This window comes from Halorubrum sp. CGM4_25_10-8A (genome assembly GCF_005435025.1).
GTDB classification, from domain to species: domain Archaea; phylum Halobacteriota; class Halobacteria; order Halobacteriales; family Haloferacaceae; genus Halorubrum; species Halorubrum ezzemoulense.
In genome coordinates, this window is sequence record NZ_SGTX01000008.1 from 109,892 (window position 1) to 130,650 (window position 20,759).

A 20,759-nucleotide genomic window follows, 5' to 3' on the forward strand; every position below is an offset into this window, starting at 1 on the left:
GGTTATCGGCCTCCGATGGAGTCGGCGTCGCGCTGGGTCTCCCGCAGCTGGAGCACGTCGCCCAGACGGACGGGACCCAGGACGTTCCGGGTGATGATCCGGCCCTGGTTCGATCCCTCCTGGATGCGGCACTTGACCTGCATGGCCTCGCCGTGCATCCCGGTCTTGCCGACGACCTCGATGACCTCCGCGGTCGTCGAGTCGCCGGTGCCCTCTTCTGCGCTCATGGGAGGTTATCGGAGCTCCGCGACCTTCTCGCCGATGTCCTCGACATCGTCGTCGGCGTCGCCGGCGTCGACGACGGCGGCGGCGGCCGAGCCGACCTCGAGGCCGGCGGCTTGGCCGACCTCGTCCTGCGTGTCGACGAAGGCGACGGGGATCCCCTTCTCCTCGGCGAGCTCGGGGAGGTGCATCACGATCTCCTCGGGGGAGACGTCCTCGGCGACGATGACGAGGTCCGCGTTGCCGCGCTCGACGGCCTTGGTGGTCTCGTTGGTTCCTTTCTTCACGGTACCGGTGTCTCGGGCGACCTCGAGCGCTTCGAGGGATCGCTCCGCGAGGTCCGCCGGGGTGTCGTAGTCTACGTAAACGGGCATATGTTGTTCACCTATCCTCCGTGCGGGCTCGCGTGCCCGTCCCGTGGTCGGTCCCTAACGGAACGGCACATCATCAACCCCACAGAGGCTGTGCCCCGTGGTAGTCAGGACATCCATAAAAGCGCTTTCAATGTCTCGCGCGTGTGCGAGCGGGAGTCACGGGGCGAGATCGCGGGCAGGACCGGCCGTACCGCGGTCGCCGTCGCACCGCCCGCGGCGGACCCGGCGACACTCCGCGCTTTTTATGCGTCGCTCGCCCCTCAGTCGACTCGACGAATGGTCCGCCTCGTTCACTACTCCGACATCGAGAACGTCTTCGACGCCCCCGAGCGAGCGGCGCGCCTCGCCGGCCGGATCCGAGCGCTCTCGGGCCCCGACGCCGCGGTCGTCGGCACCGGCGACACGACCGCGCCGGGCGTCCTCTCGCTGGTCGCGACGGGCAGGCAGGTCCTCGACTTCTACGAGGTGACTGACACCGCCCTCGACACGTTCGGCAACCACGAGTTCGACTACGGTCCCGACCCGCTCCGCGGCCTCGTCGCCGACTCGCCCGCGACGTTCGTCTCCGCGAACGTCCGCGGCGAGGCCGGCGAGCCGTTCGGCCGCGACGAGGGCGTCGTCCCGTGGGCAACCCGCGAGGTCGACGGCGAGACGGTCGGGTTCGTCGGCGTCACCGACCCCGCGACGGACTCGCTTAACCCCATGGCCGCCGACCTCTCGTTCGACGACCCCGTCTCGGCCGCGCGCGACGCGCTGGCCGAGATGCGCGCCGCGGTCGCCGAGCGCGAGAGAGGCGGAGGCGGCGACGAGGGCCTCAATCACGTCGTCGTCCTCTCGCACCTCGGCGCGGGCGACGACGACCTCGCCCGCGAGCTCGACGTCGACGCGGTCGCCGGCGGCCACGTCCACAGCCGTCGGAACGAGGTCGTCGACGATACCCTGCTCGTCCGACCCGGCGTCAACGGCGAGGCGGTGGCCGAGATCGACCTCGATTCCGAGCCGCCGGCCGCGACGCTCCACGAGCCCGACGGGGCCGACCCCGCGCCGGGGCTCGCCGACGCGCTCGCCGAGCGGATGGCCGCGGCCGACCTCGACGAGACCGTCGACACCGTCGACCGACCGATCGAGCGGTCCGGCGACGTGGTCCACGGCGGGGAGTGCCGCGTCGGCAACTTCGTCGCGGACGCGTTCCGGTGGGTCCACGACGCCGACGTGGGGCTGTCGAACGCGGGCGGGCTCCGCCAGGGCGACCCGTGGACGGGCGACGTGACGAAGGCCGACCTGATCAGCCTGATCCCGTTCGAGGAGCCGGTGGCGCTCGCGTCGGTCACCGGCGCGGAGCTCAGCGACGTGTTCCGCGAGATGGCCGCCCCCGACGTGGACTTCGGCGAGGACGACTGGTGGCACGGCCACGTCTCGAACGCCCGGGTCGTCTGGGACGACGACGCCGAACTGGTCTTAGAAGCCACCGTCGGGGGCGAGCCCATCGACCCGGACGCGCGCTACACGGTCGCCGTCTCGGAGTACCTGCTCCACTCCGAACACGAGTACCCGACGCTCGGCCAGCGTCATCGGGTCGACGAGGCGGACATCCAGTACGAGGTGTTGGCCGCTTACGCCCGCGAACACGGGATCGCCCCCGAAATTGAGGGACGGATCGAGATCCGGAACCGGGCCCCCGCGGCGGACGACGACTGAACGAGCGGCGACGGGCGGGCGGTCGGGATGCGAGTGTCGGATCGCGTCTCGAAGCGGCGAGTCCGGCGTCACGGCCCCGGTAGGTTCGGTCGGGTCACCGAGAGAGAGTTTAACACTGTTTGTTTCGTGTGTACATATAGCACATGGACGCGCTTGACGAGGTGCTCGGGAAGTACGCGACGAGCCAGAAGCTGATGGATCACATCAGGTACACCGCCGAATCGCTGAGCATGGAATTCGACGGCTGGGGCGAACAGTACGTGAGCGGTCCCAGTCTCTACGTCCTCATCGTCGCCGAGGTGAACTTCGCCGACTACACCGACCCCCTCGGCGACAACGAGTGGCCGGTCGACCGGTGCCGCGTTGTCACGGAGTCGCGTGATACGTTCACGAAGGTCGCCCGGGACGTGGCGTTCAGTCGAGACGGGGCCGTCATCGTGACCGGCGACGGTACCGTTCAGCGACAGATGGTGCGGGTCCGGAACCCCTCTCGCGGCGAGATCGAAGACGTCGACGGCCTCGAGTTCCCCGGCTGGATGGGGACCAAACACATGAGCGCCTTGGAGACGTCGCTCCGCGACGACGTCCTCTGGGGAATCACGCTCAGCGAGGAGGACGGACGCGTTACGACGTTCCTGAACGGTACGTACCAGGACTACCCTCGCGACGAGATCGGGGGGCGGTGGCGACCCGAGACGTAGGCAGACGCCCCACCGAGCGACGACCGCGAGGTTTCGGCGGGACCGCGCGCGTCCGTCGCCGCCCCGGCTACTCGAGGTCGACCTCGACGTCGCGCTGGAGTCCGGCCGCCTTCACCGTGTTGTACAGCAACATCGCGCGCGTCATCGGCCCGACGCCGCCGGGGACCGGCGTGATAGCGCCCGCGACTTCTTCCGCCGACTCGTAGTCCACGTCGCCCACCAGCTCGTACCCCTTCTCGGTGTCGGCGTCGACGCGGTTGATCCCCACGTCGATCACGGTCACGCCCTCTTTGAGGCTTGAGCCGTCGACGAACTCGGGGATGCCGGCGGCCGCGACGACGATGTCCGCGTCGGCCAGTTCCCCCTCTAGGTCTTCGGTTCGGGAGTGGCAGACGGTCGTCGTCGCGTTGCCGGTCGGGGACTTCTGTATCAGCAGGTTCGCCATCGGCTTGCCGACGATGTCGGAGCGGCCGACGACGACCGCGTCCGCGCCCTCCGTCTCCACGTCGTAGGCGGCGAGCAGCTTCTGGACGCCGTGGGGGGTACAGGGCTTGAACCGGGCGTCGCCCGCGACGAGGCGGCCGACGTTCTCCGGGTGGAAGCCGTCAACGTCCTTCTCGGGGGCGATCCGCCGGAGGACGGTCCGCTTGTCCACGTGGTCCGGGAGCGGGAGCTGGACCAATATCCCGTGAACGTCGTCGCGGTCGTTGAGGTCGTCGATCGTCTCGTACAGCCGCTCGGCGGGCGCGTCCGCGTCGATCTCGACATGGAAGCTCTCGATGCCCACCTCCTCGCAGTCGCGCTGTTTCATCGAGACGTACGTCTCGCTGGCGGGGTCGTCGCTCATCAGCACCGTGGCGAGGCCCGGCTCGACCCCGGAGTCGGACAGCCGCGACACCTCGTCGGCGACCGCGTCTCGCACGTCCGCCGCGACCGCCTCCCCGTCGATGATCTCCGTCATGAGCGATTCTCGTCGTCCCCGCGGTAAAAGTGAACCGGGATCATGCGTATCGAGTCTCCCATAACTCTCAGGTTATACGCATATGTGGATCAACTACTCCGGGAACAGCTCTTCCTCGCGCTCGACGGCGTCGATCGCGGCGACCTCCGCGTCGGTCAGTTCGAGGTCGGCCGCCGCGAGGTTGGCGCGGAGGTGGGCCTCGCTCGACGCCTTCGGGATCGTCACCACCGGCTCCTTCGCGGCCGCCCACGCGATCGCGACCGCCTCGGGCGTCGCGTCGTGCGCCTCGGCGACCGCGGCGACGGCGTCGATCTCGCGCACCCGACCGCCAGCGAGCGGCGAGTAGGCGACGACCGGATACCCGTGTTCGCGGGCGTGACCGAGTAGCTCGGGTCGGAGGAACAGCGGGTGGAGTTCGGTCTGGTGGGCCGCGGGCGGCCGTCCGAGAACCTCGATCGCGCGGTCGAGGTCCGCGACCTCGAAGTTCGAGACGCCGACGTTCCGCACGAGTCCGTCGTCGCCCACGCGGTCGATGGCGGGCAGCGTCGTCTCGGGGTCGTAGTCGCCGCGAGGGCGGTGAACGTACAGCAGGTCTATCGCGTCGACGCCGAGCCGGTCCGCGCTCTCGCGGGCCGCGGGCGCGACCGCGCCGGCCGCGAGGTCGTCTGTCCAGAGCTTCGTCGCGACGGTCACGTCGCCGCGGTCGAGGTCGCCGTCGGCCAGCCCGGCGGCGAGCCCGTCGCCCACGACCGCCTCGTTGTCGTAGATCCGAGCGGTGTCGAGGTGGCGGTAGCCGACGGAGAGCGCCGTCGCGACCGCACCCGGATCGTCGATCCCCATCGTTCCGAGACCGACCGGCGGGAGGTCCATGTCGCGACGTGCGCGGGACGGGAACTAAAGGCTCTCGCCGTGTGAGCTGGACGGCGGGGCCGCGCTCGCGGCCGTGAGTTGACGCCAGCAGTTACGAGCCCGGCCCTCGTACGGACGCCCATGTTTCCCTTCCCCTTACACAGTCGTCGACCCGCCCTCCAGCGCTCGCGCGGCGCGTCGGTGGTCGGCGCCGACGCCGCATGAGCCGGACCGGCGCGTGGTCGCTCCCGACGGCCGCGGGACGCGTCGCGGTCGCCCCGGGCCCTCGCGAACGGCCGAGCGCCTTCCGTCGGTCGCGACGTTTCGGGGTCGGCGGTCGCCGCCGCTATCGCCGCGCTCGGGACGCTACTGGAGTGGGTCGGCAGCGGCGGGACTGGTGGCGGGATCGCCGCGTTCGGGCTCGTGACCGGGTTCGCCGGGGTTTGCGTCTCGGCTGTCCGGAACGCGCGGACGGAGATACCGCTGCGAGATGTCCGGCGCGCCGAGTTCAGGGACGGCGACGTGGTCGTCGTTCACGAGGACGAAGACGGCGACGCGGTCGAGACGGCCTTCCGACCGCGGTCGCCCGCGGCCCGGAACGACGCGGCGCTCGCGCTCCGCCTTCGCGGCGTCGACCTGCGCGGTGCCGACGACGCCGACAGCGTCTCTCGGACCGTCGTCGACGCGCCCGAGACGGAACTCGTCGCGTGAACCGTGACGGCTCGTCCCGTTGTCCTATCGGGGTTCACCGCGTCATCGACACCGACCGCTCGACGACCTCGTACCCCTGCGCGGCGAGCGCCTCGGCGTAGTACCGCTCGGCGACCCGCCCCTGCGGGAGCCGCCGGAGGCCGAACCGGCGCGTCGGTCGCAGTTCGAGGTCGACGACGGTCCCGCCGTCGGTCGTCTCGCGGACCGTCGCCGCGTACGAGGCCCACGGCCGACCGTCCGCCGTCCCCTCTATCTCGACCGTCGCGACCGGCGGGTGGTCGGAATCGCTCTCGCCGACCGCGGCGTCGTCGACCGCGTCCCTCCCGCTCACGTCGACGGAGAGGTCGAGCTCGACCGACTTGAGGCCGAGGAGGTACGAGAACTCGTAGGTCGCGTCCGTCCCGGGCGCGCTTCTGTCGGTAGCGGCGTCGGTCGACGCTGCCGTGTCGGCGGCGCTCCGGACCTCGTCGGCGACGCCCCACTGGAACGCGAGGTTCGGCGGTCTCGCCGACCCGAACCGCCGGACGACCGCTCCGGGCGACGCGTCCGTCCGGAGGCGAGTCGAGCCGCGCCGTCGAAACACGGGCACGCGGAGCGCGACGACGATGACGGCGCCGACCGCCACGCCGGGCCAGAACGAGATGGCGACGACCGCCGCGAGAAACGCGACGACGACGAGCAGCGCGAGGGTCCAGCCGACGGCGCGCTCCGCCCGGCGGTAGCGAGCGACGACGGACCGCACGTCCGATGCGTCTGTGTCGAGGGGCTGACTCGCGGAGGGCGAGGGCATCGCTCGCGCTTCGGGGACCGATCACATGTCCGTTTTGATCGCGCGGCCGTCGCGAGTCACACGCCGAATCAGATCCCGCCGTCGGCGTCGGGCGGCGCTCGCCCGCAGATGCTCACGAGGTCGTGGAGGTCGTCGATCTCGTAGGTCGGGTGGCAGTCCAGTTCGGTCGACCGGCGGTGAGGGCGGCGGAGGAACGCGGAGTCAATTCCCGCGTTGTCGGCCGCGCGCACGTCCGACTCGTTGTCGCCGACGAACAGCGCCGTCTCGGCGCCGAGGTCCTCGAGGGCGCGCTCGATGTAGTACGGCGAGGGCTTCTTCCGCGAGAGGCTGGCCACCGAGGGGTCGCGGCCGTACGCGACCTCGAAGTGGTCCGCGAGCCCGAAGTGGTCCAAGAGCGCGTCGACGGTCGCCTGCTGGTTCGAGGAGACGACGCCGAGGGAGGCGTCCAGCGCGCGGACGACGTCCACGTCGTCGTACGGCGTCTTCTGTCCCTCCCGGGCGGCGTCGATCTGCGCCGCCGACGCGACCTCGTCTCTGACCCGCCAGAACTCCGCCGGGTCGACGCCGTAGCGCTCGCAGATGTCGGCCAGGGTGGCGGGGTCGACCCCGACGGCGACGTCGTCGACGTGGGCGAGGTCCGGGTCCTCGACGCCGAGGCTCACGAAGGCGTCCCAGGCGGCCTCGCGGAGCGTGTCGAACGGCGTCCGCCCGACCAACACCCCGTCGTTGTCGAAGACGACGGCGTCGTACACGCATCGCCGTGGGTGGGTAACGGGCAAAAAGGTTTCACACGTCGGCCGGTCGGTGCCTCAGACGCCGAAGAGCCGGAGGAAGAGCCCGGCGAGCAGCGCCAGCGCACCGACGATCACGCCGACGAAGGGGATCGGTACCGGGAGCGGGATCACGATCAGCGCGACGCCGACGGCGATCAGCGCGGTCGAGAACCTCACGGGATCGCTTCGCCGTCGACGCTCAAATACCTTCAGGCGGATTGCGCGCGGCCGACGACCGCCCCCGGCGAGCGCGATAACTCCCGCACTTTCAATACCCGTCCCGTCGAACTCTCAGAACGGACCATGAACATCTCTGATATCGCAGTGCCGGAATACGTCGAGGTCGACGTCGACGAGCGTCTCGCCAAGGTCCGTTCTATCTTCGAGCGAGAGAACCCGAAGGGGATCGTCGTCGTCGAGGACGGCGAGTACGCCGGGGTCGTCGGGGAGAAACAGCTCATGCGCTCGCGCATGGAGGACGACACGAAGGTGTCGGCGGTGATGAAGCCGGCGCCCTCCGTCGACCGTCACGAGGACGTCCGCGAGACCGCCCGGCTCCTCGTCGAGGGCGACGTGAAGATCGCGCCCGTCTACGAGGGCGAGAAGCTCTTCGGTATCGTCACGGTCGACCAGATCCTCGAGGCCGTCCTCGACAGCCTCGACGCGATCACCGTCGGCCAGATCGCCACCGAGGACGTGATCGGCATCGGTGAGACTGAGAGCGTCGGGCGCGCCATCAACCGCCTCCGCGAGAACGGCGTCTCCCGACTGCCGGTCCTCGGCGACGACGGCGACCTCGTCGGCGTCGTCACCACGAACGACATCGTGGAGTTCGTCGTCCGCGACCAAGAGCGACAGGGCAGCGGCGACCGCGCGGGCGACATCGACCGGATGCTCGACATCCCCGTCTACGACATCATGTCGAGCCCCGTCGTCACCGCGCGGAACGCCGAGACCGCCCAGGCGGTCGTCGAGCGCATGTTCGACAACGACGTCTCCGGGCTCGTCGTCACGCCCGAGGGCGTCGACACCGTCGCCGGGATGGTGACGAAGACCGACGTGCTGCGCGCGCTCACGTTCACCGAACAGGATTCGATGGACGTCCAGATCACCAACGTCGACCTGTTGGAGGGGACCTCCCGCGAACACATCGTTGAGTCCATCGAGCAGGTCGCCGACAAGTACGCGGACATGCACGTCATCCACGCGCACGTCCGACTCCACGCGCACAAGGAGAAGCTCCGCGGCACGCCCCTGATCCAGTGTCAGATCCGCCTCCGCACCAACGAGGGTCAGGTCGGCGGCTCCGGCGAGGGGTACGGCGCCGAACACGCCTTCCACGTCGCGCTCGACAAGCTGGAGCGGAACGTCTTGGAGATCAAGGGCGTCAACGCTGACGAAGAATACCGCGGCCAGCTCCTCCGGAAGCTCGGCGACCTCTAAGTCGGTAGCGACCCGCGACGGCGGACGCGCGCTTCGCGTCGCCGTCGACAGACCCCGACCGCACCGCCGGGACGGGACCGTCTCCGGCGTGCGTTTCCGTCGCTGCGTCTCATTCTTCCCCGCCGATCACGCGTCCGAGCCCTCGGCGAGTCCGTCGCCGACGATCCGGAAGGTCGCGGTGTCGCCGGCCGGCTTCGACCGGTGCTTCTCGAGGGTGGCACGGCGGTTCCCACCGCGGTACCGGTCGACGCGCAGGATGGCCCCGGTCCAGTGGTTGAGGGTGTTCCCGCCGAGCGCGCGGTCGCGGTCGCCGTCCGGGTCGGTGAACACCTGGTTCGTGATGATCACAGCGATGTCGTGACGGCGGGCTAACGAGAGGAGGTGCGTCACCTGCTTCGCGACCTTCCGAAGCGACTCGCCGCCCTCGGTGTCACCGGCGCGCTCCAGCCGGTAGAAGCCCGTCGCGGAGTCCAACACGATCAGCTCGACCTCCTCGGCGAGCTCCTCGGCGTCGCGCACCGCCTCGCGCTGGTCGTCGAAGTCGTACGCCTCGGAGATCACGAGCCGCGAGGCGATCGAATCGACCGTCTCGTCGGTGTCCGGGTCGTCGGCGCGGCCCGCGGCCAGCTGCTCGAACCGATCGATCGAGAGCCCCTCGGTGTCGACGTAGAGGGCGCGGTCGCCGCCGGCCGCGACCTCCACCGCGGCCGCGAGCGCGAGGTTCGTCTTCCCGGCGGCCGGCGGCCCGTACACCTGCGTGACGACGCCGCGCTCGAAGCCGCCGCCCAACAGCTCGTCGACCGGGCGACAGCCGGTCGGGATCGGATCGCTCACTGTGAAGTGATCCGCCCGCGCTCGTATTTAAACGGTCGATCGCGTCGCCGTCGGGAGAGCGCCGTCCAACGTCGAAATGAGTCACTCCCCGTCGGAGAGAGCCGGCGCTCGTCGGGGTGTGATAAGTGTGAGAGAAACGGAGATAGGCGCCATTCGCGTCGAACGACGGCCGAAATCCGGTAGTGCGTGCGGACGCGCCGTCCGCTACGTGGGGGTTAGTTGCGGACGAGGTTCGTCGCGCGGGGTCCCTTGGGGGACGATTCGATGTCGAATTCCACTTCCTGACCCTCCTCGAGGTCCGGGCCGCCGACGTCTTCCATGTGGAAGAACACGTCTTCGTCGTCGTCGAGGTCGCCGTCGTCAGTCGAGATGAAACCGTAGCCGCCAGTGTCGTTGAAGAAATCAACCTTACCGTTTGCCATTGCGAATAAACGTACAGCCCGTTTGGGGATAACCCTTGCGAGGGCCACGGTACCACGGAGGTTCCGGACGTTCGTCTATCGGGGATGTTCCGTGTACGGCCGTCTCTCAGGGACGTCTCGCCGGTCTGCGGCGGTCGCGGTAGTGTTCACCGCGCGCAACCAGCCGCGGGGTTCATTTACGAGCGACTACGTAGTTCGGGCAACGACATGGAGCGCCGCCACTTCCTCCGATCGCTCGCCGCCACCGGAACCGCCGCCGGCGCGACCGCCACGGCCGGCTGCGCCGGCGTCCTCGGCGACTCCGGCGACGACGGGACGATCCTCGGCCCGCCGGAACAGAATCGCGGCGAGCCGGTCCACCCGATCCACGGCGACGAGATGCCCGAGTTCACCGTTCCCGACCCGATCGCGGGCGAGGAGATATCGACGACGCAGTTCGAGGGCGAACGCGCGTTCCTGTGGACGTCCTTCTACACCAACTGCCCCGACGGCGTCTGTCCCGCGCTCATCCTCCGGCTGCGGCGCGCGCAGGAGGTCGCCGCCGAAGAGGGGTTCGGCGACGAGGCCGCGTTCCTCCCGCTCACCTTCGACCCGGAGCGCGACACGGCGGACGTGCTCCGCGAGTACGCCGGGCAGCGCGGCGTCGACCTCGACGCCGGGAACTGGCACTTCCTCCGCCCGGAGAGCTACGAGGCGGGCGTGGAGCTGATGGACGAGAACTTCGGACTCAAGATCGAGAAGACGGACGGCGAGCAGTACGAGAACCTAGAGTACGCGTTCCCGCACTACGGGCTCATCCTGCTGGTCAACAAGCGGGGTATCGTCGAGCGGGCGTACCCGCGCGGGCCGGCCACCGACGTCGAACGGATCGTCGACGACTTCCGACGGGTGGTCACGGCGTGAGGCGACGGCACCTCCTGGCGGGGCTCGCGAGCGTCGGCGTCCTCGGCGGCGCGGGGGCCGTCGCGACCGGCGGGGTACCGGACGCGCTCGGTGGCAGCGACGCGCCCGAACTCGTCGAGCCGATAACGCTCGACACGGTCGACGCGCCGGGGAGCCGCGATGGCGAGGTGACGCTGCCCGCCCCGGACCGACCGACGTTCGTCGACTTCTTCGGGACGTGGTGTCCGCCCTGCGCCGAGCAGATGCCGGCCCTCGCGGAGGCGCACGATCGGATCGGCGACGAGGTGCTGTTCGTGTCGGTGACGACGGAGCCCGTCGGTGAGGCGGTCAGCGAGGAGACGGTGGCCGACTGGTGGCGGGAGAACGACGGCGACTGGCTCGTCGCCGCCGACGTCTCCGCCGAACTCGCGGCGCGACTCAACGTCGGAAGCTACCCGAGCGCGCGCGCCGTCGACGCCTCCGGGCGCGTCCGCTGGGCCACGTCCGGGACCCACACCACCGAGGAGTTCATCGAGGGTATACGGCAGGCGCTCGACGGATGACGGGGCGACCCGACTCATGACCGACGTCTCGCTTGCGACAAACGTCCCGCTGGCCGTGACCGCGGGTGTGACAACGTTCTTCTCGCCGTGCGCGTACCCGCTCCTGCCGGGATACGTGGGCTTCTACGTGAACTCCGTCGACGCCGACTCCGCGTCCGTCGTCGGGGCGGGGGCTCGAGGGATCGCGGCCGCGGTCGGCGTGTTAGCGACGTTCGCGCTGCTCGCGGGCGCGACCGTCCGGATCGGCTACTCGACGCTGTCGAACATCACGGTGTTCGAGACGCTCGTCGGCGGGCTGCTGATCGCCTTCGGACTGCTCGTGGTCTCCGGGCGCGCGCCGTCGATATCCGTGCCGCTGCCGGAGCGGCGGTCGAGCGTGTTTGGGTTCGGCGTCTTCGGCGCGGGGTACGCGCTGGCCGGCGCCGGCTGTGTGGCCCCGGTGTTTCTCAGCGTCGTCGCCCGGGCGATCGCGCTCCCGTCCGAGACGGCGGTACTCCTCCTCGGCGTCTACGCCGGCACCGTCGCCGTCCTGATGGCCGCGACGACCGTCGCGACGGGCGTCGGTCTCGTCAGCAACGCCAACCGGGTGATGAACCACGCGGGACTGCTGAAGCGGATCGCGGGCGCCGTGATGATCGTCGCGGGGACCGGCCAGCTGTACCTCTCGCTGGTCGTGTACTGAGGCCGGACTCGTCTCCCGAACACGGACGGGCCGCGTCTCGCTCCCCGAAACGGGTCCCGTAGATTCTTAATCGATACAGCGGAACTTCCGTACAGCCGAACCGATCGGTTCGGTCCCCGTACTATGAACCTAGACGAGTTCACCGCCGCGAACGCACCGACCGACAGCGCGGAACCGTTCCAGCGCGAGAACAGCTACACCCTAGACGTCGACGTCGACGGCACCGTCATGGCGAAGGCCGGCTCGATGGTGGCGTTCACGGGCGACGTGTCCTTCACCGGGAAGGCCTCCGCGGAGGGCGGTATCACCGGGTTCCTCAAGGAGGCCGCTACGAGCGAAGGAACGCCGATCATGGCCGTCGAGGGGCAGGGCCACGTTTACTTCGCCGACGACGGCAAGAAGGTCCAAGTCGTCGAGCTCGACGCCGGCGAGTCGATCACGGTCAACGGCGAGGACGTGCTCGCCTTCGAGGAGTCGCTCTCCTACGAGATCAACACGATCGACAGCCTCGCCGGCGCGCTCGCCGGGGGCTTCAGCAACGTCTACCTCGAGGGGCCGGGCTACGTCGCGATCACCACCCACGGCGACCCGATCGTCCTCGAACCGCCGGTGTCGACCGACCCGAGCGCGACCGTCGCGTGGAGCGGCACGTCGCCGGACGTGGAGGTCAACCGCAGCCTCTCGGACATGATCGGCCAGGAGTCGGGCGAGCGCTACCAGATGCGCTTCGGCGGCGAGGGGTTCGTCGTGGTCCAGCCGCGCGAGGAACACGTCTGAGGCGGCGACGGGAAGTCAGCCCGGTAGCCCGGGGCTATCGCGCCGCCAGCCAGCCGGCGAAGTCGCCGGTGAGGAAGCCGACGTAGTCGACGACGCCGAGGTACAGCACGACGACCACGACGATCAGGATCGGGACCCGGACCGCCCAGATCCAGACTGCGTCGAGGCCGGCGCCGTCAGCGATCCCCTTTCTGAGCTCCTCGCGGCCGACGTCCGGGATCACCCAGCCGACGAACAGCGCGAGCAGAAGCGAGCCGAGGACGAGCAGGATCCCGTCCGCGAGCCCGTCGTACAGGCCGAGGAAGATCGAGTCGATCGTGACCGGGACGCCGAGCAGGAAGACGGCGGCTCCGAGCGCGGCCGACGCGGGCACCCGGGCGACGCCGACCTCGTCGATGAGGTAGGAGACGAGCACCTCGAGGATACTGATCGCGGAGGAGAGCGCGGCGATCCCGACCATGCCGAAGAAGACGACGCCGAGGATCCGGCCGCCGGGAATGCCCGCGAACGCGGCGGTGAGGCTCACAAAGATCGTCCGCGGGCCGCCGGCGCCCGGTTCGATCCCGATCGAAAAGAGGACGGGGAAGACGACGAAGCCGACGAGGACGGCGACGAGCGTGTCCAGCGCCGCAATGATCCCGGCGTCGGCCGCGAGGTTCCGGTCCTCGCCGAGGTAGGAGGCGTACGTTATCATCACGCCCATCCCGAGCGACAGCGTGAAGAACGCCTGTCCGGCGGCGGCGGGGAGGATCTCAGTCCAGTTCGCGGCGATTGTGGCGAAGTCGGGCGAGAGGTAGTAGGCGTACGCCGCGCTCGCGCCGTCGAGGGTGAACCCGTACGCGGCCAGTCCGACGAGCAGGACGAGTATGGCCGGCACCATCACCTTCACGCTCAGTTCGATCCCCCGCCTGACGCCGGCGGCGATGATCCCGACGACGAGCAGCATGAACATGGCGTGGAAGAGGAGGGTGTCGAGCCCGGTCGAGACCGACTCGTACAGCGCGTCCGCGGCCGCCGGGTCGGCGACGGTGAACCCCTCTGTGATCCCGATGAGCGTGTAGCGCAGGAACCACCCCGCGACGACGCTGTAGTACGAGAGGATGATGAAGCCGGTGACGACGAACAGCCAGCCGGCGGACGACCAGACGCCGCTGCCCAGTTCCCGAAGCGCCCCGACTGGGTTCCGGTCGGTGCGGCGCCCGATGACGAACTCCACGAGGATCGCCGGGAACCCGATCAGCGCGACGAACGCGAGGTAGGTGATCAGAAACGACGATCCGCCGTACTGGCCGGTGATGAACGGGAACCGCCAGATGTTCCCTAGCCCGACCGCGCTCCCGACCGCGGCGAGGATGAACCCCGCCCGCGTCGCCCACGTCTCGCGTGCCATTGGTGTGCTGGATGAAATCCCTCTCCCCGATAAAAACGTGTCTCTCTGGGCCGCTTACTGCTGATAATCGAACATGATCAATCGGTCACCGGCCCGGAAACGAACGTTCGCCGCCGTGCGTCCGTCGACACGTCGGCCGGTCGGACCCGCATCGGGGACCGTGAATTTAATAGCCGGACAGGGACCTCACGAGGTATGGAACGCGTAGATGTCGCGATCGTGGGCGGCGGGCCGGCCGGGTCGTCCGCGGCGCACGCGGCCGCGACCGGCGGGGCGGACGCCTTGGTCGTCGAGAAAGGGGTCCCCCGGGCCGACCGCGACGGCCTCGGTCCCGACTCGACCGACGCGGCCGGGATCTTGGACTACTGGGTGGACATCATGGGGATCCACCCCGACGAGTTCGACGACGGAGTAATTCAACGCGAGCTGAACCGCGCCGAGTTCCGGGGGCCCGACGAGTCGGCGACGCTCACTTCCACCGGCATCGACTCCTCGTACGACAAGTTCGGCTACACCTTCCAGCGGGCGCGGTTCGACGACTGGCTCCGCGACCGAGCCGAGGAGGCCGGGGCCGAGTACCGCGTCGGGACCTCCGTTCGCGGCGTCGACACTGACCTCTCGGTGGGCCCCGCCGACGGCGACCCGCGCCACACGCTCGAAATCGCGGACGGCGGCACCGTCGGCGCCGACTTCGTCGTTCTCACCGACGGCCCGCAGCGGACGGTGACGAACCGCGTCCTCGACGAGTACCTGCCCGCGGACGCGCAGGCCTCCGAGCGCTTGGCCTCCCGGACCGCCAACCACATCGCGTATCAGGAGTATCGGCGCGTTCCCGAAGACGTGTTCGAGGAGGTCGAGGACGCGCTCGTCTTCTGGTGGGGCGTGATGCCGGGCGAGACCGCGTACCCGTGGATCTTCCCGAACGCGGACCGCGTCTGCCGGGTCGGGCTGACGATGCCGATCGGCCTCGACATGGACGAGATCGACGCCTCGGAGTACGCCCTCCTCCGCGAGGACGACGAGTCGATCCCGCAGGGCGGCGAGTACATCCGCCGACTCTTGGAGTGGCAGTACGGCGAGGAGTACGACATCGAGGAGGAGTTCCCGCTCGTCGAGGACGCGGGCAAGCGGGGCGGGACGGAGACGTACCCGATCTCGTCTACCCGGCCGATCGACTCACCCGTGGAGGCCGGCATCGCGGTCGCGGGCGGCGCGATGGGGACCACGTCGGCGTTCCACGAGGGCGGCGATCACGTCGCGGTCCGAACCGGCGCGATCGCGGGCGAACTCGCCGCCGAGGGCGACTTGGCCTCGTATAACCGCCGCTGGAAGGAAGCGATCGGCGACGAGGTCGTCCGCAACGTGACGATGGCCGACATGGTCGCGGAGTACGAGCCCGCCGACTGGGACCGCGTCATCGGCGCGGCCGACGCGATGCTCGCCGCCGAGACCGGCGACGACCTCCTCTCGCAGCCGTACCGCTCCGGGTGGGAGTCGCTCAAGCTGCTGGCCGGTTACAAGTGGAACAAGCGCCGGGTGAAGAAGGGGTACGTCGGCATCGACGAGAGCGAGTACGTGTACTGACCCGCGGACGCCGTCGACCGCGTCGCCGGCAGCGCTGCCCCCCGACGAGACCGGTCCCGCTACCGGATCACGGGCGCCGCCAGCTCCACCGGCTCCGCGTCGATCCCCGCCACGTCAACCGGTTCGGTCTCGTGGGTCGGCCACCGACCGGTCTTCGTGAGCCGCTCCGTCAGGTCCGGCGCGACGAGGTGCGTGTCCTCGCTTTTCGTTCCTCGGACCGTCGGATTCCACGCGTAGCCCATCGGCCACCGGACGGGCTCGTCGCCGTCGGGCGTCGCTATCCACTCTCGGCCCGCGAACCCGGCCGCGCCGCCCTGGTGGTGCTTCTCCCATTCGTCGGCGAAGCCGACCGCGTCGTACGCCTCTCGGATCGCCTCGAACACGTCGCCGGCGGCGTCGGGGGCGTCCGCGGACGCGGCGTCACCGTCTCCTCCGACGAGCGTCCCGGCCGCCGCGGCCTCGGTGGCTCGGATCGCGGTGGCCTCGACGCGCGCCGCGGCGCGGTGTCGCTCCTCGAACCAGTCCGGCGCGTCGAAGGCCACCGTCCGCGTCATCGAGGCGTAGAGCCCCGCCCGCTCCGCGGTGACCGAGACGAGCGCGTAGTCGCCGAGCGCGGCGTCGCTCGGGGTGTAGTGGCGGAACGCCTGCGCTCGCTCCGCGCCGCCGACGAGGACGACCGGCGTGTCCACGTCGCGGGAGGCGAGCGAGATGTCAATGCCGGCCGCGACCTCGTACTCCGGGTCGTCGGGTTCGAGGTTCCGGCAGACGGTCTCGACGGCGGCCGCGACCTCCCGACCCAGCTCGCGGTACCGCTCGACGTCGTCGTCGGTGAGGGGTTGTCGGAGCCGGCTCCCGTCGACCGCCTCGAAGCCGGGCACGTCGAAGTCCGCGGCGGCGGGCGCGGGCGACCGCTCGGCGACCGCCGCGGCGAGTGAGTCGGCGTACCACGGGAACGATTCGACCGCGAACGCGTCCGGAAGCTCCTCGTCGGCGAGCCGGTCCGCCTCGATGTCGTCGGCGATTACGCGGAGTTCGCCGTCGTAGCCAGCGGCCGCGACGCCCGTCGCCGCGTCGGCGTCCACGACGTTGTCGCCGCCGGTGAGCCACGCGAACCCGTTCGGCCGCGCGAACCAGACCGCTTCGAGTCCGCGCTCGGCGAGGTAGGCGTCCAGCCTGTCCGTGCGGGCGGCAAGGTCGACCATACGGACGGACTGTCGCCGAACGGGTAAAACCGGTCGGAAGCCGTCTGCGCGCGGACGCCGTGCGACCGCTCCGTACCCGCCGTCCGGTCGACACCGACCGACGACCCGCCTGGGCCGCGACCGTCGCCGCGCTGTCTCCCGATCGAGCCGCCGGGCCGGCCCCGCGGGCGGTTCGAAACGAAAGGTTCAATTACGTCCCACGGAAACGACGAGACGCGTCAGTAAGCCCCTTCGGGTTGGTAGTCTAGTCCGGTTATGACACCTCCTTGACATGGAGGAGGCCGGCGGTTCAAATCCGCCCCAACCCACTTTCTTGCGGCCGATACCACTCGACGGCGGGAGTCCCGGATGTAATCACCGGACGATATAGCGACGAGTTCAGCGGAGGCAGTGCGTTATTCTGTCTAACTGAACACTGAACGAGTCATCAGACTGTGATCGCAAACCCGTCGTTCGGAGAGATTTTCTGAGCAGAGATTCTTCCCTCCGAGCATAAGTTTCCGATCCGAGGCCACCTCCGAATTCGGCTCCCGATTTGCGCTACAACTCCCGGTTGTAATCGTCGCGGTCGTGGCGGTAACCGGATTGTCACTGTACCTCTCTGTGACTATGGCCGCGGCTTCCGGCCTCCTCGTCGGAACCATCGTCGCCTTGCTCGTCGCTGCTCTCGCAACGATACTCGATTAATTCCATCGGCTATCGGTGGACGGCCCGGGACGGACGCTTGATCCGGCGGTACGTCGAGGGGTCCTGATCCGCCGCGAGCCGGGGGACCTCACCGCGTCGGTCGGGGGTGGCTAATGAGAAGTTTCTTTTACCTCACCCCGGAGAATAGCGGTAGATGAGTGACCGAGGCGGTCGACCGTCGGACCGAACCGAATCCCCCGCTTCGAGCGGTGAAACGGCGGGTTCCTTCGATCCGGCGTCGCCGACCTCGTCCGCCCCGGTCGCCGACGACGGCGCGTCGACCGGGCGACTGGTCGTCGTCTGCGGGCTGCCCGGCGTCGGCAAGACGACCGTCGCCGAGCGGATCGCCGACCACGTCGACGGGCGGATCCGGCGGACCGACGTGATACGCAAGCAGCTGTTCGACGACCCGGAGTACACCGACGCGGAGACCGAGGCGGTCTACGCCGAACTGCTCGCGCGCGCTCGGGACGACGTCGACGACGGGGGCGCCGTCGTCCTCGACGCGACGTTCGCGGATGCCCGGTTCCGGGCGGACGCCCAGGAGACGGCCGCCGAGGCCGCGGCCGAGTTCGACCTCGTCGAGGTCGCCTGCGACGAGGCGGTCGTCGAGCGCCGGATCGAGCGCCGAGACGGGATCAGCGACGCCGACTTCGAGATCCACCTCCACTTCAAGGAGCTGTTCGACGAGGTGGCGTCGGAGCACGTCGTCGTCGACAACTCCGGGACCGAGGCTGAGACGTTCGCGCAGGTCGACGCGGCGTTCGGCGAGCGGGCGACCGACGGTGACGCGGCCGGGTACGACGCGACCGACGGCGACGCGACCGGCGAAGGTACGGCCGTCGAAGGTTCGACCGTTGACGGAGACGATCGGTCGACCACGCTCACCGACGCGGAGTGAGTTCGGTCCGGCGCTCCGGGGCGCCGTCGTCGTGCGAACGGATCGCGTGACGGGCGCACACACGCGTCTCCAATCACTTATACGGGCGAGCGCACAACGGAAGGTATGAGCGAAGAATCCGGGCGGAAGAACCTCCGCATGCCCAACGACGACGAAGTGTTCGCTGTAGTGACAGAACACCTCGGCGGCAACCACGTCCAACTGCGCTGCGCCGACGGCGAGGAACGACTCGGCCGGATCCCCGGCCGCATGAAGTACCGCACGTGGATCAACGAGGGCGACGTGGTCCTCGCCGAGCCGTGGGACTGGCAGGACGAGAAGGCGAACGTCGAGTGGCGGTACGATGACGAGGACGCCGACCAGCTCCGCCGCGAAGGCCACATCCAGTAGCGACGCCCGACTCGTCGGGCGAGCGGACCGCCCCGGACGCGCAGTCGTGTTGTCACCGATCGATGCTCTCGCCGCTCTTCTCGATTACGCCGCGACCCGGCAGCGGGTCGTCTCGGTCCCCGAACCGGCCAGCGGAAAGATACGGTCAGTACGGCGACGGCCACCGATTCCGCCGGAATCGGGACCGATCGAGAGCGGCCGGGGCGGCCGAGTCGCTCCGGCTCATCCTCCGTAGTGTGTAGTATTGTGGTCTATATCCAAAACCGTTATCAGTCCCGGGCGTGTACCCGGTGGTATGAGTTCGACAGAAGCCGCTCCCGCAGAACCGATCCAGCTGGACGACGCCGACGCGTTCGACGACCGAGTCGCCGAGAACGATGTCGTTCTCGTCGACTTCTACGCCGACTGGTGCGGTCCGTGCCGGATGATGGAGCCCGCCGTCGAGGCGGTCGCGAGCGACACCGACGCGGCGGTGCTGAAGGTCGACGTCGACGTCCACCAGGCCCTGGCCGGCGAGTACGGCGTCCAGGGGATCCCGACGCTGCTCGTGTTCGCCGACGGTGAGCCGGTCGAGCGTATGGTCGGCGCGCAGAGCGAGCAGGCGCTGACCGACGCGGTCGGCGAACACACCGCCTGAATCGGTCCGACAGGCGTCACACACTGAACACCCGAGACGCGGGACCGCGCCGGCCATCGCGGCCCGAGTCGCCGAAACCGACACCATGAGAACGATCCAACTCGACGACGACGGTATGACCCCGAGAGAGCTCCGCGCGGACGTCCCGGCCCTCGGCGACGCGGCGTACTTCAACTTCGGCGCGCACGGGCCGAGCCCGGAGTACGTCGTCGAGGCGGCCGGGTCCTTCATCGAGGAGCACGAGTACGGCTCCGCGACCACCGACCCGTACGGCCACGCGTTCGAGACGTACGACCGCGTTCGCGAGCGGATCGCGGCGTTCGTCGGCGCCGACCCCGAGGAGGTCGCGCTGACGGAGAGCACGACCGACGGGATCACCCGCGTCGCCGGCGCGATCGACTGGGAACCGGGCGACGTGGTCGTCCGGACCGATCTCGAACACCCGGCAGGCGTCCTCCCGTGGAAGCGCCTCGAACGCGAGGGCGTCGAAGTCCGCGTCCTCGAAACGGAGGCGGGCCGCGTCGACCGCGACGAGTACGCAGCGGCGGTCGCGGACGCCCGGCTCGTCTGTTTCAGCGCGATCACGTGGACCCACGGCACCCGCCTCCCCGTCGCCGACCTCGTTGCGGTCGCGAACGACGCGGGCGCGTTCACCCTCGTCGACGCGGTTCAGTCGCCCGGGCAGGGCGCGATGGACGTGAGCGAGTGGGGCGCCGACGCGGTCGCCGCGGCCGGCCACAAGTGGACGCTCGGCCCGTGGGGCGCCGGATTCCTCTACGTGGACCGCGACGCCGCGGCCGATCTCGCGCCCCACGCGGTCGGCTACCGCGGCGTCGAGGACCCGACCGGCGACGAGATCGAGTTCAAGCCGGCCGCAGGGCGCTTCGAGGTCGGGACGACGACGGCGGCGGCGCACGTCGGCCTCGTCGAGGCGCTCGACGCCATCGAGGCGGTCGGCCTCGACGCGATCGAGGCGCGGATCGAGGCGCTCACCGACCGGCTCAAGGACGGCGTCCCCGAGGATCGACTCCTCAGCCCGCGGGCGTTCGAGTCCGGGCTCGTGACGATCGACGTCGACGACCCGGAGGCGACCGTCGAGCGACTCGGCGAGCGGGACATCGTCGTCCGGTCGCTCCCGCACCCGGACGGGATCCGGGTGTCGGTCCACGCCGTCTCGACGGAGGCGGAGGTCGACCGGCTCCTCGACGCGCTGGAACCCGAGTGGTGACCGGCGGGACGGGTCGCCGTCCCGTTCCACGTCGCGGGGTCGCGTCGGCTCAGTCGCA

General features: G+C 69.7%; 24 protein-coding genes and 1 tRNA gene. 14 read left to right on the plus strand and 11 right to left on the minus strand.

Annotated elements, in window-relative coordinates; translation table 11 throughout:
• Positions 1-2: 2 nt before the first annotated feature.
• A complete protein-coding gene (locus tag EXE52_RS10405; protein WP_004595321.1) occupies positions 3-227 on the minus strand; it encodes a 30S ribosomal protein S28e in 225 nt (74 codons plus the stop codon).
• 6 nt (positions 228-233) lie between these two features.
• On the minus strand, positions 234-596 hold the full coding sequence (gene rpl7ae, locus EXE52_RS10410) for a 50S ribosomal protein L7Ae (RefSeq protein ID WP_006112392.1): 363 nt from the start codon (positions 594-596) through the stop codon (positions 234-236).
• Between the two features lie 276 nt (positions 597-872).
• On the opposite strand from rpl7ae, the gene EXE52_RS10415 reads away from it, so the two are divergent.
• Together EXE52_RS10415 and EXE52_RS10420 are read left to right on the plus strand one after the other, a co-directional pair.
• A complete protein-coding gene (locus EXE52_RS10415; RefSeq protein ID WP_089308598.1) occupies positions 873-2,294 on the plus strand; it encodes a bifunctional UDP-sugar hydrolase/5'-nucleotidase in 1,422 nt (473 codons plus the stop codon).
• Between the two features lie 143 nt (positions 2,295-2,437).
• Positions 2,438-2,995, plus strand: coding sequence for a diadenylate cyclase (locus EXE52_RS10420; RefSeq protein WP_049930827.1), 558 nt, complete (start codon positions 2,438-2,440; stop codon positions 2,993-2,995).
• Positions 2,996-3,062: 67 nt separating this feature from the next.
• Here EXE52_RS10420 and EXE52_RS10425 read toward each other — a convergent pair whose 3' ends face one another.
• Together EXE52_RS10425 and EXE52_RS10430 are read right to left on the minus strand one after the other, a co-directional pair.
• Positions 3,063-3,956, minus strand: coding sequence for a tetrahydrofolate dehydrogenase/cyclohydrolase catalytic domain-containing protein (locus tag EXE52_RS10425; RefSeq protein ID WP_089308597.1), 894 nt, complete (start codon positions 3,954-3,956; stop codon positions 3,063-3,065).
• A gap of 93 nt (positions 3,957-4,049) precedes the next feature.
• A complete protein-coding gene (locus EXE52_RS10430; RefSeq protein WP_089308596.1) occupies positions 4,050-4,826 on the minus strand; it encodes an aldo/keto reductase in 777 nt (258 codons plus the stop codon).
• 402 nt (positions 4,827-5,228) lie between these two features.
• Here EXE52_RS10430 and EXE52_RS18745 point away from each other — a divergent pair, with 402 nt between their 5' ends.
• Positions 5,229-5,516, plus strand: coding sequence for a hypothetical protein (locus EXE52_RS18745; RefSeq protein WP_241988243.1), 288 nt, complete (start codon positions 5,229-5,231; stop codon positions 5,514-5,516).
• A 34-nt stretch (positions 5,517-5,550) separates the two neighbouring features.
• Here EXE52_RS18745 and EXE52_RS10440 read toward each other — a convergent pair whose 3' ends face one another.
• The 3 genes from EXE52_RS10440 to EXE52_RS18510 form a co-directional block, all read right to left on the minus strand.
• Complete coding sequence (locus EXE52_RS10440) at positions 5,551-6,306, minus strand: hypothetical protein (RefSeq protein ID WP_049930833.1); 756 nt, start codon at positions 6,304-6,306, stop codon at positions 5,551-5,553.
• Positions 6,307-6,374: 68 nt separating this feature from the next.
• Positions 6,375-7,058 carry an HAD family hydrolase gene (locus EXE52_RS10445; protein WP_049930835.1) on the minus strand — a complete coding sequence of 228 codons (684 nt, stop codon included), beginning with the start codon at positions 7,056-7,058 and terminating at the stop codon, positions 6,375-6,377.
• Positions 7,059-7,115: 57 nt separating this feature from the next.
• Positions 7,116-7,256 (minus strand): hypothetical protein, encoded by a 141-nt coding sequence (locus EXE52_RS18510; RefSeq protein WP_167373089.1) that lies wholly within the window; start codon positions 7,254-7,256, stop codon positions 7,116-7,118.
• 126 nt (positions 7,257-7,382) lie between these two features.
• Here EXE52_RS18510 and EXE52_RS10450 point away from each other — a divergent pair, with 126 nt between their 5' ends.
• Positions 7,383-8,522, plus strand: a complete 1,140-nt coding sequence (locus tag EXE52_RS10450; protein ID WP_049930836.1) for a CBS domain-containing protein — start codon at positions 7,383-7,385, stop codon at positions 8,520-8,522.
• Positions 8,523-8,648: 126 nt separating this feature from the next.
• Here the strand turns inward: EXE52_RS10450 and radB are convergent, their stop codons facing one another.
• Complete coding sequence (gene radB / locus EXE52_RS10455; RefSeq protein WP_086219108.1) at positions 8,649-9,356, minus strand: DNA repair and recombination protein RadB; 708 nt, start codon at positions 9,354-9,356, stop codon at positions 8,649-8,651.
• A 215-nt stretch (positions 9,357-9,571) separates the two neighbouring features.
• Positions 9,572-9,778 carry a cold-shock protein gene (locus tag EXE52_RS10460; protein ID WP_004595330.1) on the minus strand — a complete coding sequence of 69 codons (207 nt, stop codon included), beginning with the start codon at positions 9,776-9,778 and terminating at the stop codon, positions 9,572-9,574.
• Between the two features lie 207 nt (positions 9,779-9,985).
• Between EXE52_RS10460 and EXE52_RS10465 the strand changes: the two genes are divergently transcribed.
• The 4 genes from EXE52_RS10465 to EXE52_RS10480 all read left to right on the plus strand — a co-directional run bounded on the left by EXE52_RS10465 (position 9,986) and on the right by EXE52_RS10480 (position 12,682).
• Entirely contained in the window at positions 9,986-10,681 is a 696-nt protein-coding gene (locus EXE52_RS10465) for an SCO family protein (RefSeq protein ID WP_089308595.1), read from the plus strand.
• A complete protein-coding gene (locus tag EXE52_RS10470) occupies positions 10,678-11,223 on the plus strand; it encodes a TlpA disulfide reductase family protein (RefSeq protein ID WP_007345106.1) in 546 nt (181 codons plus the stop codon). Before EXE52_RS10465 ends, EXE52_RS10470 begins: the two co-directional genes overlap by 4 nt.
• 16 nt (positions 11,224-11,239) lie before the next feature.
• Positions 11,240-11,905 carry a cytochrome c biogenesis protein CcdA gene (locus EXE52_RS10475; protein ID WP_089308594.1) on the plus strand — a complete coding sequence of 222 codons (666 nt, stop codon included), beginning with the start codon at positions 11,240-11,242 and terminating at the stop codon, positions 11,903-11,905.
• A 123-nt stretch (positions 11,906-12,028) separates the two neighbouring features.
• On the plus strand, positions 12,029-12,682 hold the full coding sequence (locus EXE52_RS10480) for an AIM24 family protein (protein WP_049930842.1): 654 nt from the start codon (positions 12,029-12,031) through the stop codon (positions 12,680-12,682).
• A gap of 34 nt (positions 12,683-12,716) precedes the next feature.
• Here EXE52_RS10480 and EXE52_RS10485 read toward each other — a convergent pair whose 3' ends face one another.
• The gene (locus EXE52_RS10485) at positions 12,717-14,072 is read right to left on the minus strand and encodes a sodium-dependent transporter (protein WP_049930843.1); all 1,356 of its coding nucleotides are present in this window, start codon (positions 14,070-14,072) and stop codon (positions 12,717-12,719) included.
• Positions 14,073-14,267: 195 nt separating this feature from the next.
• Between EXE52_RS10485 and EXE52_RS10490 the strand changes: the two genes are divergently transcribed.
• On the plus strand, positions 14,268-15,656 hold the full coding sequence (locus EXE52_RS10490) for an NAD(P)/FAD-dependent oxidoreductase (protein WP_089308593.1): 1,389 nt from the start codon (positions 14,268-14,270) through the stop codon (positions 15,654-15,656).
• A 59-nt stretch (positions 15,657-15,715) separates the two neighbouring features.
• On the opposite strand, the gene EXE52_RS10495 is transcribed toward EXE52_RS10490, so the two are convergent.
• Complete coding sequence (locus tag EXE52_RS10495) at positions 15,716-16,858, minus strand: Xaa-Pro peptidase family protein (protein WP_089308592.1); 1,143 nt, start codon at positions 16,856-16,858, stop codon at positions 15,716-15,718.
• A 233-nt stretch (positions 16,859-17,091) separates the two neighbouring features.
• On the opposite strand from EXE52_RS10495, the gene EXE52_RS10500 reads away from it, so the two are divergent.
• The 5 genes from EXE52_RS10500 (at position 17,092) to EXE52_RS10520 (ending at position 20,701) form a co-directional block, all read left to right on the plus strand.
• Positions 17,092-17,166, plus strand: a tRNA-Val gene (locus EXE52_RS10500).
• Between the two features lie 533 nt (positions 17,167-17,699).
• Positions 17,700-18,446, plus strand: coding sequence for an AAA family ATPase (locus EXE52_RS10505; protein ID WP_049930848.1), 747 nt, complete (start codon positions 17,700-17,702; stop codon positions 18,444-18,446).
• A 105-nt stretch (positions 18,447-18,551) separates the two neighbouring features.
• Positions 18,552-18,836 (plus strand): translation initiation factor eIF-1A, encoded by a 285-nt coding sequence (locus EXE52_RS10510; RefSeq protein ID WP_049930850.1) that lies wholly within the window; start codon positions 18,552-18,554, stop codon positions 18,834-18,836.
• A gap of 295 nt (positions 18,837-19,131) precedes the next feature.
• The gene (gene trxA, locus EXE52_RS10515; protein WP_049930851.1) at positions 19,132-19,473 is read left to right on the plus strand and encodes a thioredoxin; all 342 of its coding nucleotides are present in this window, start codon (positions 19,132-19,134) and stop codon (positions 19,471-19,473) included.
• Between the two features lie 85 nt (positions 19,474-19,558).
• Positions 19,559-20,701, plus strand: a complete 1,143-nt coding sequence (locus tag EXE52_RS10520) for an aminotransferase class V-fold PLP-dependent enzyme (protein ID WP_049930852.1) — start codon at positions 19,559-19,561, stop codon at positions 20,699-20,701.
• Positions 20,702-20,759: the final 58 nt, after the last annotated feature.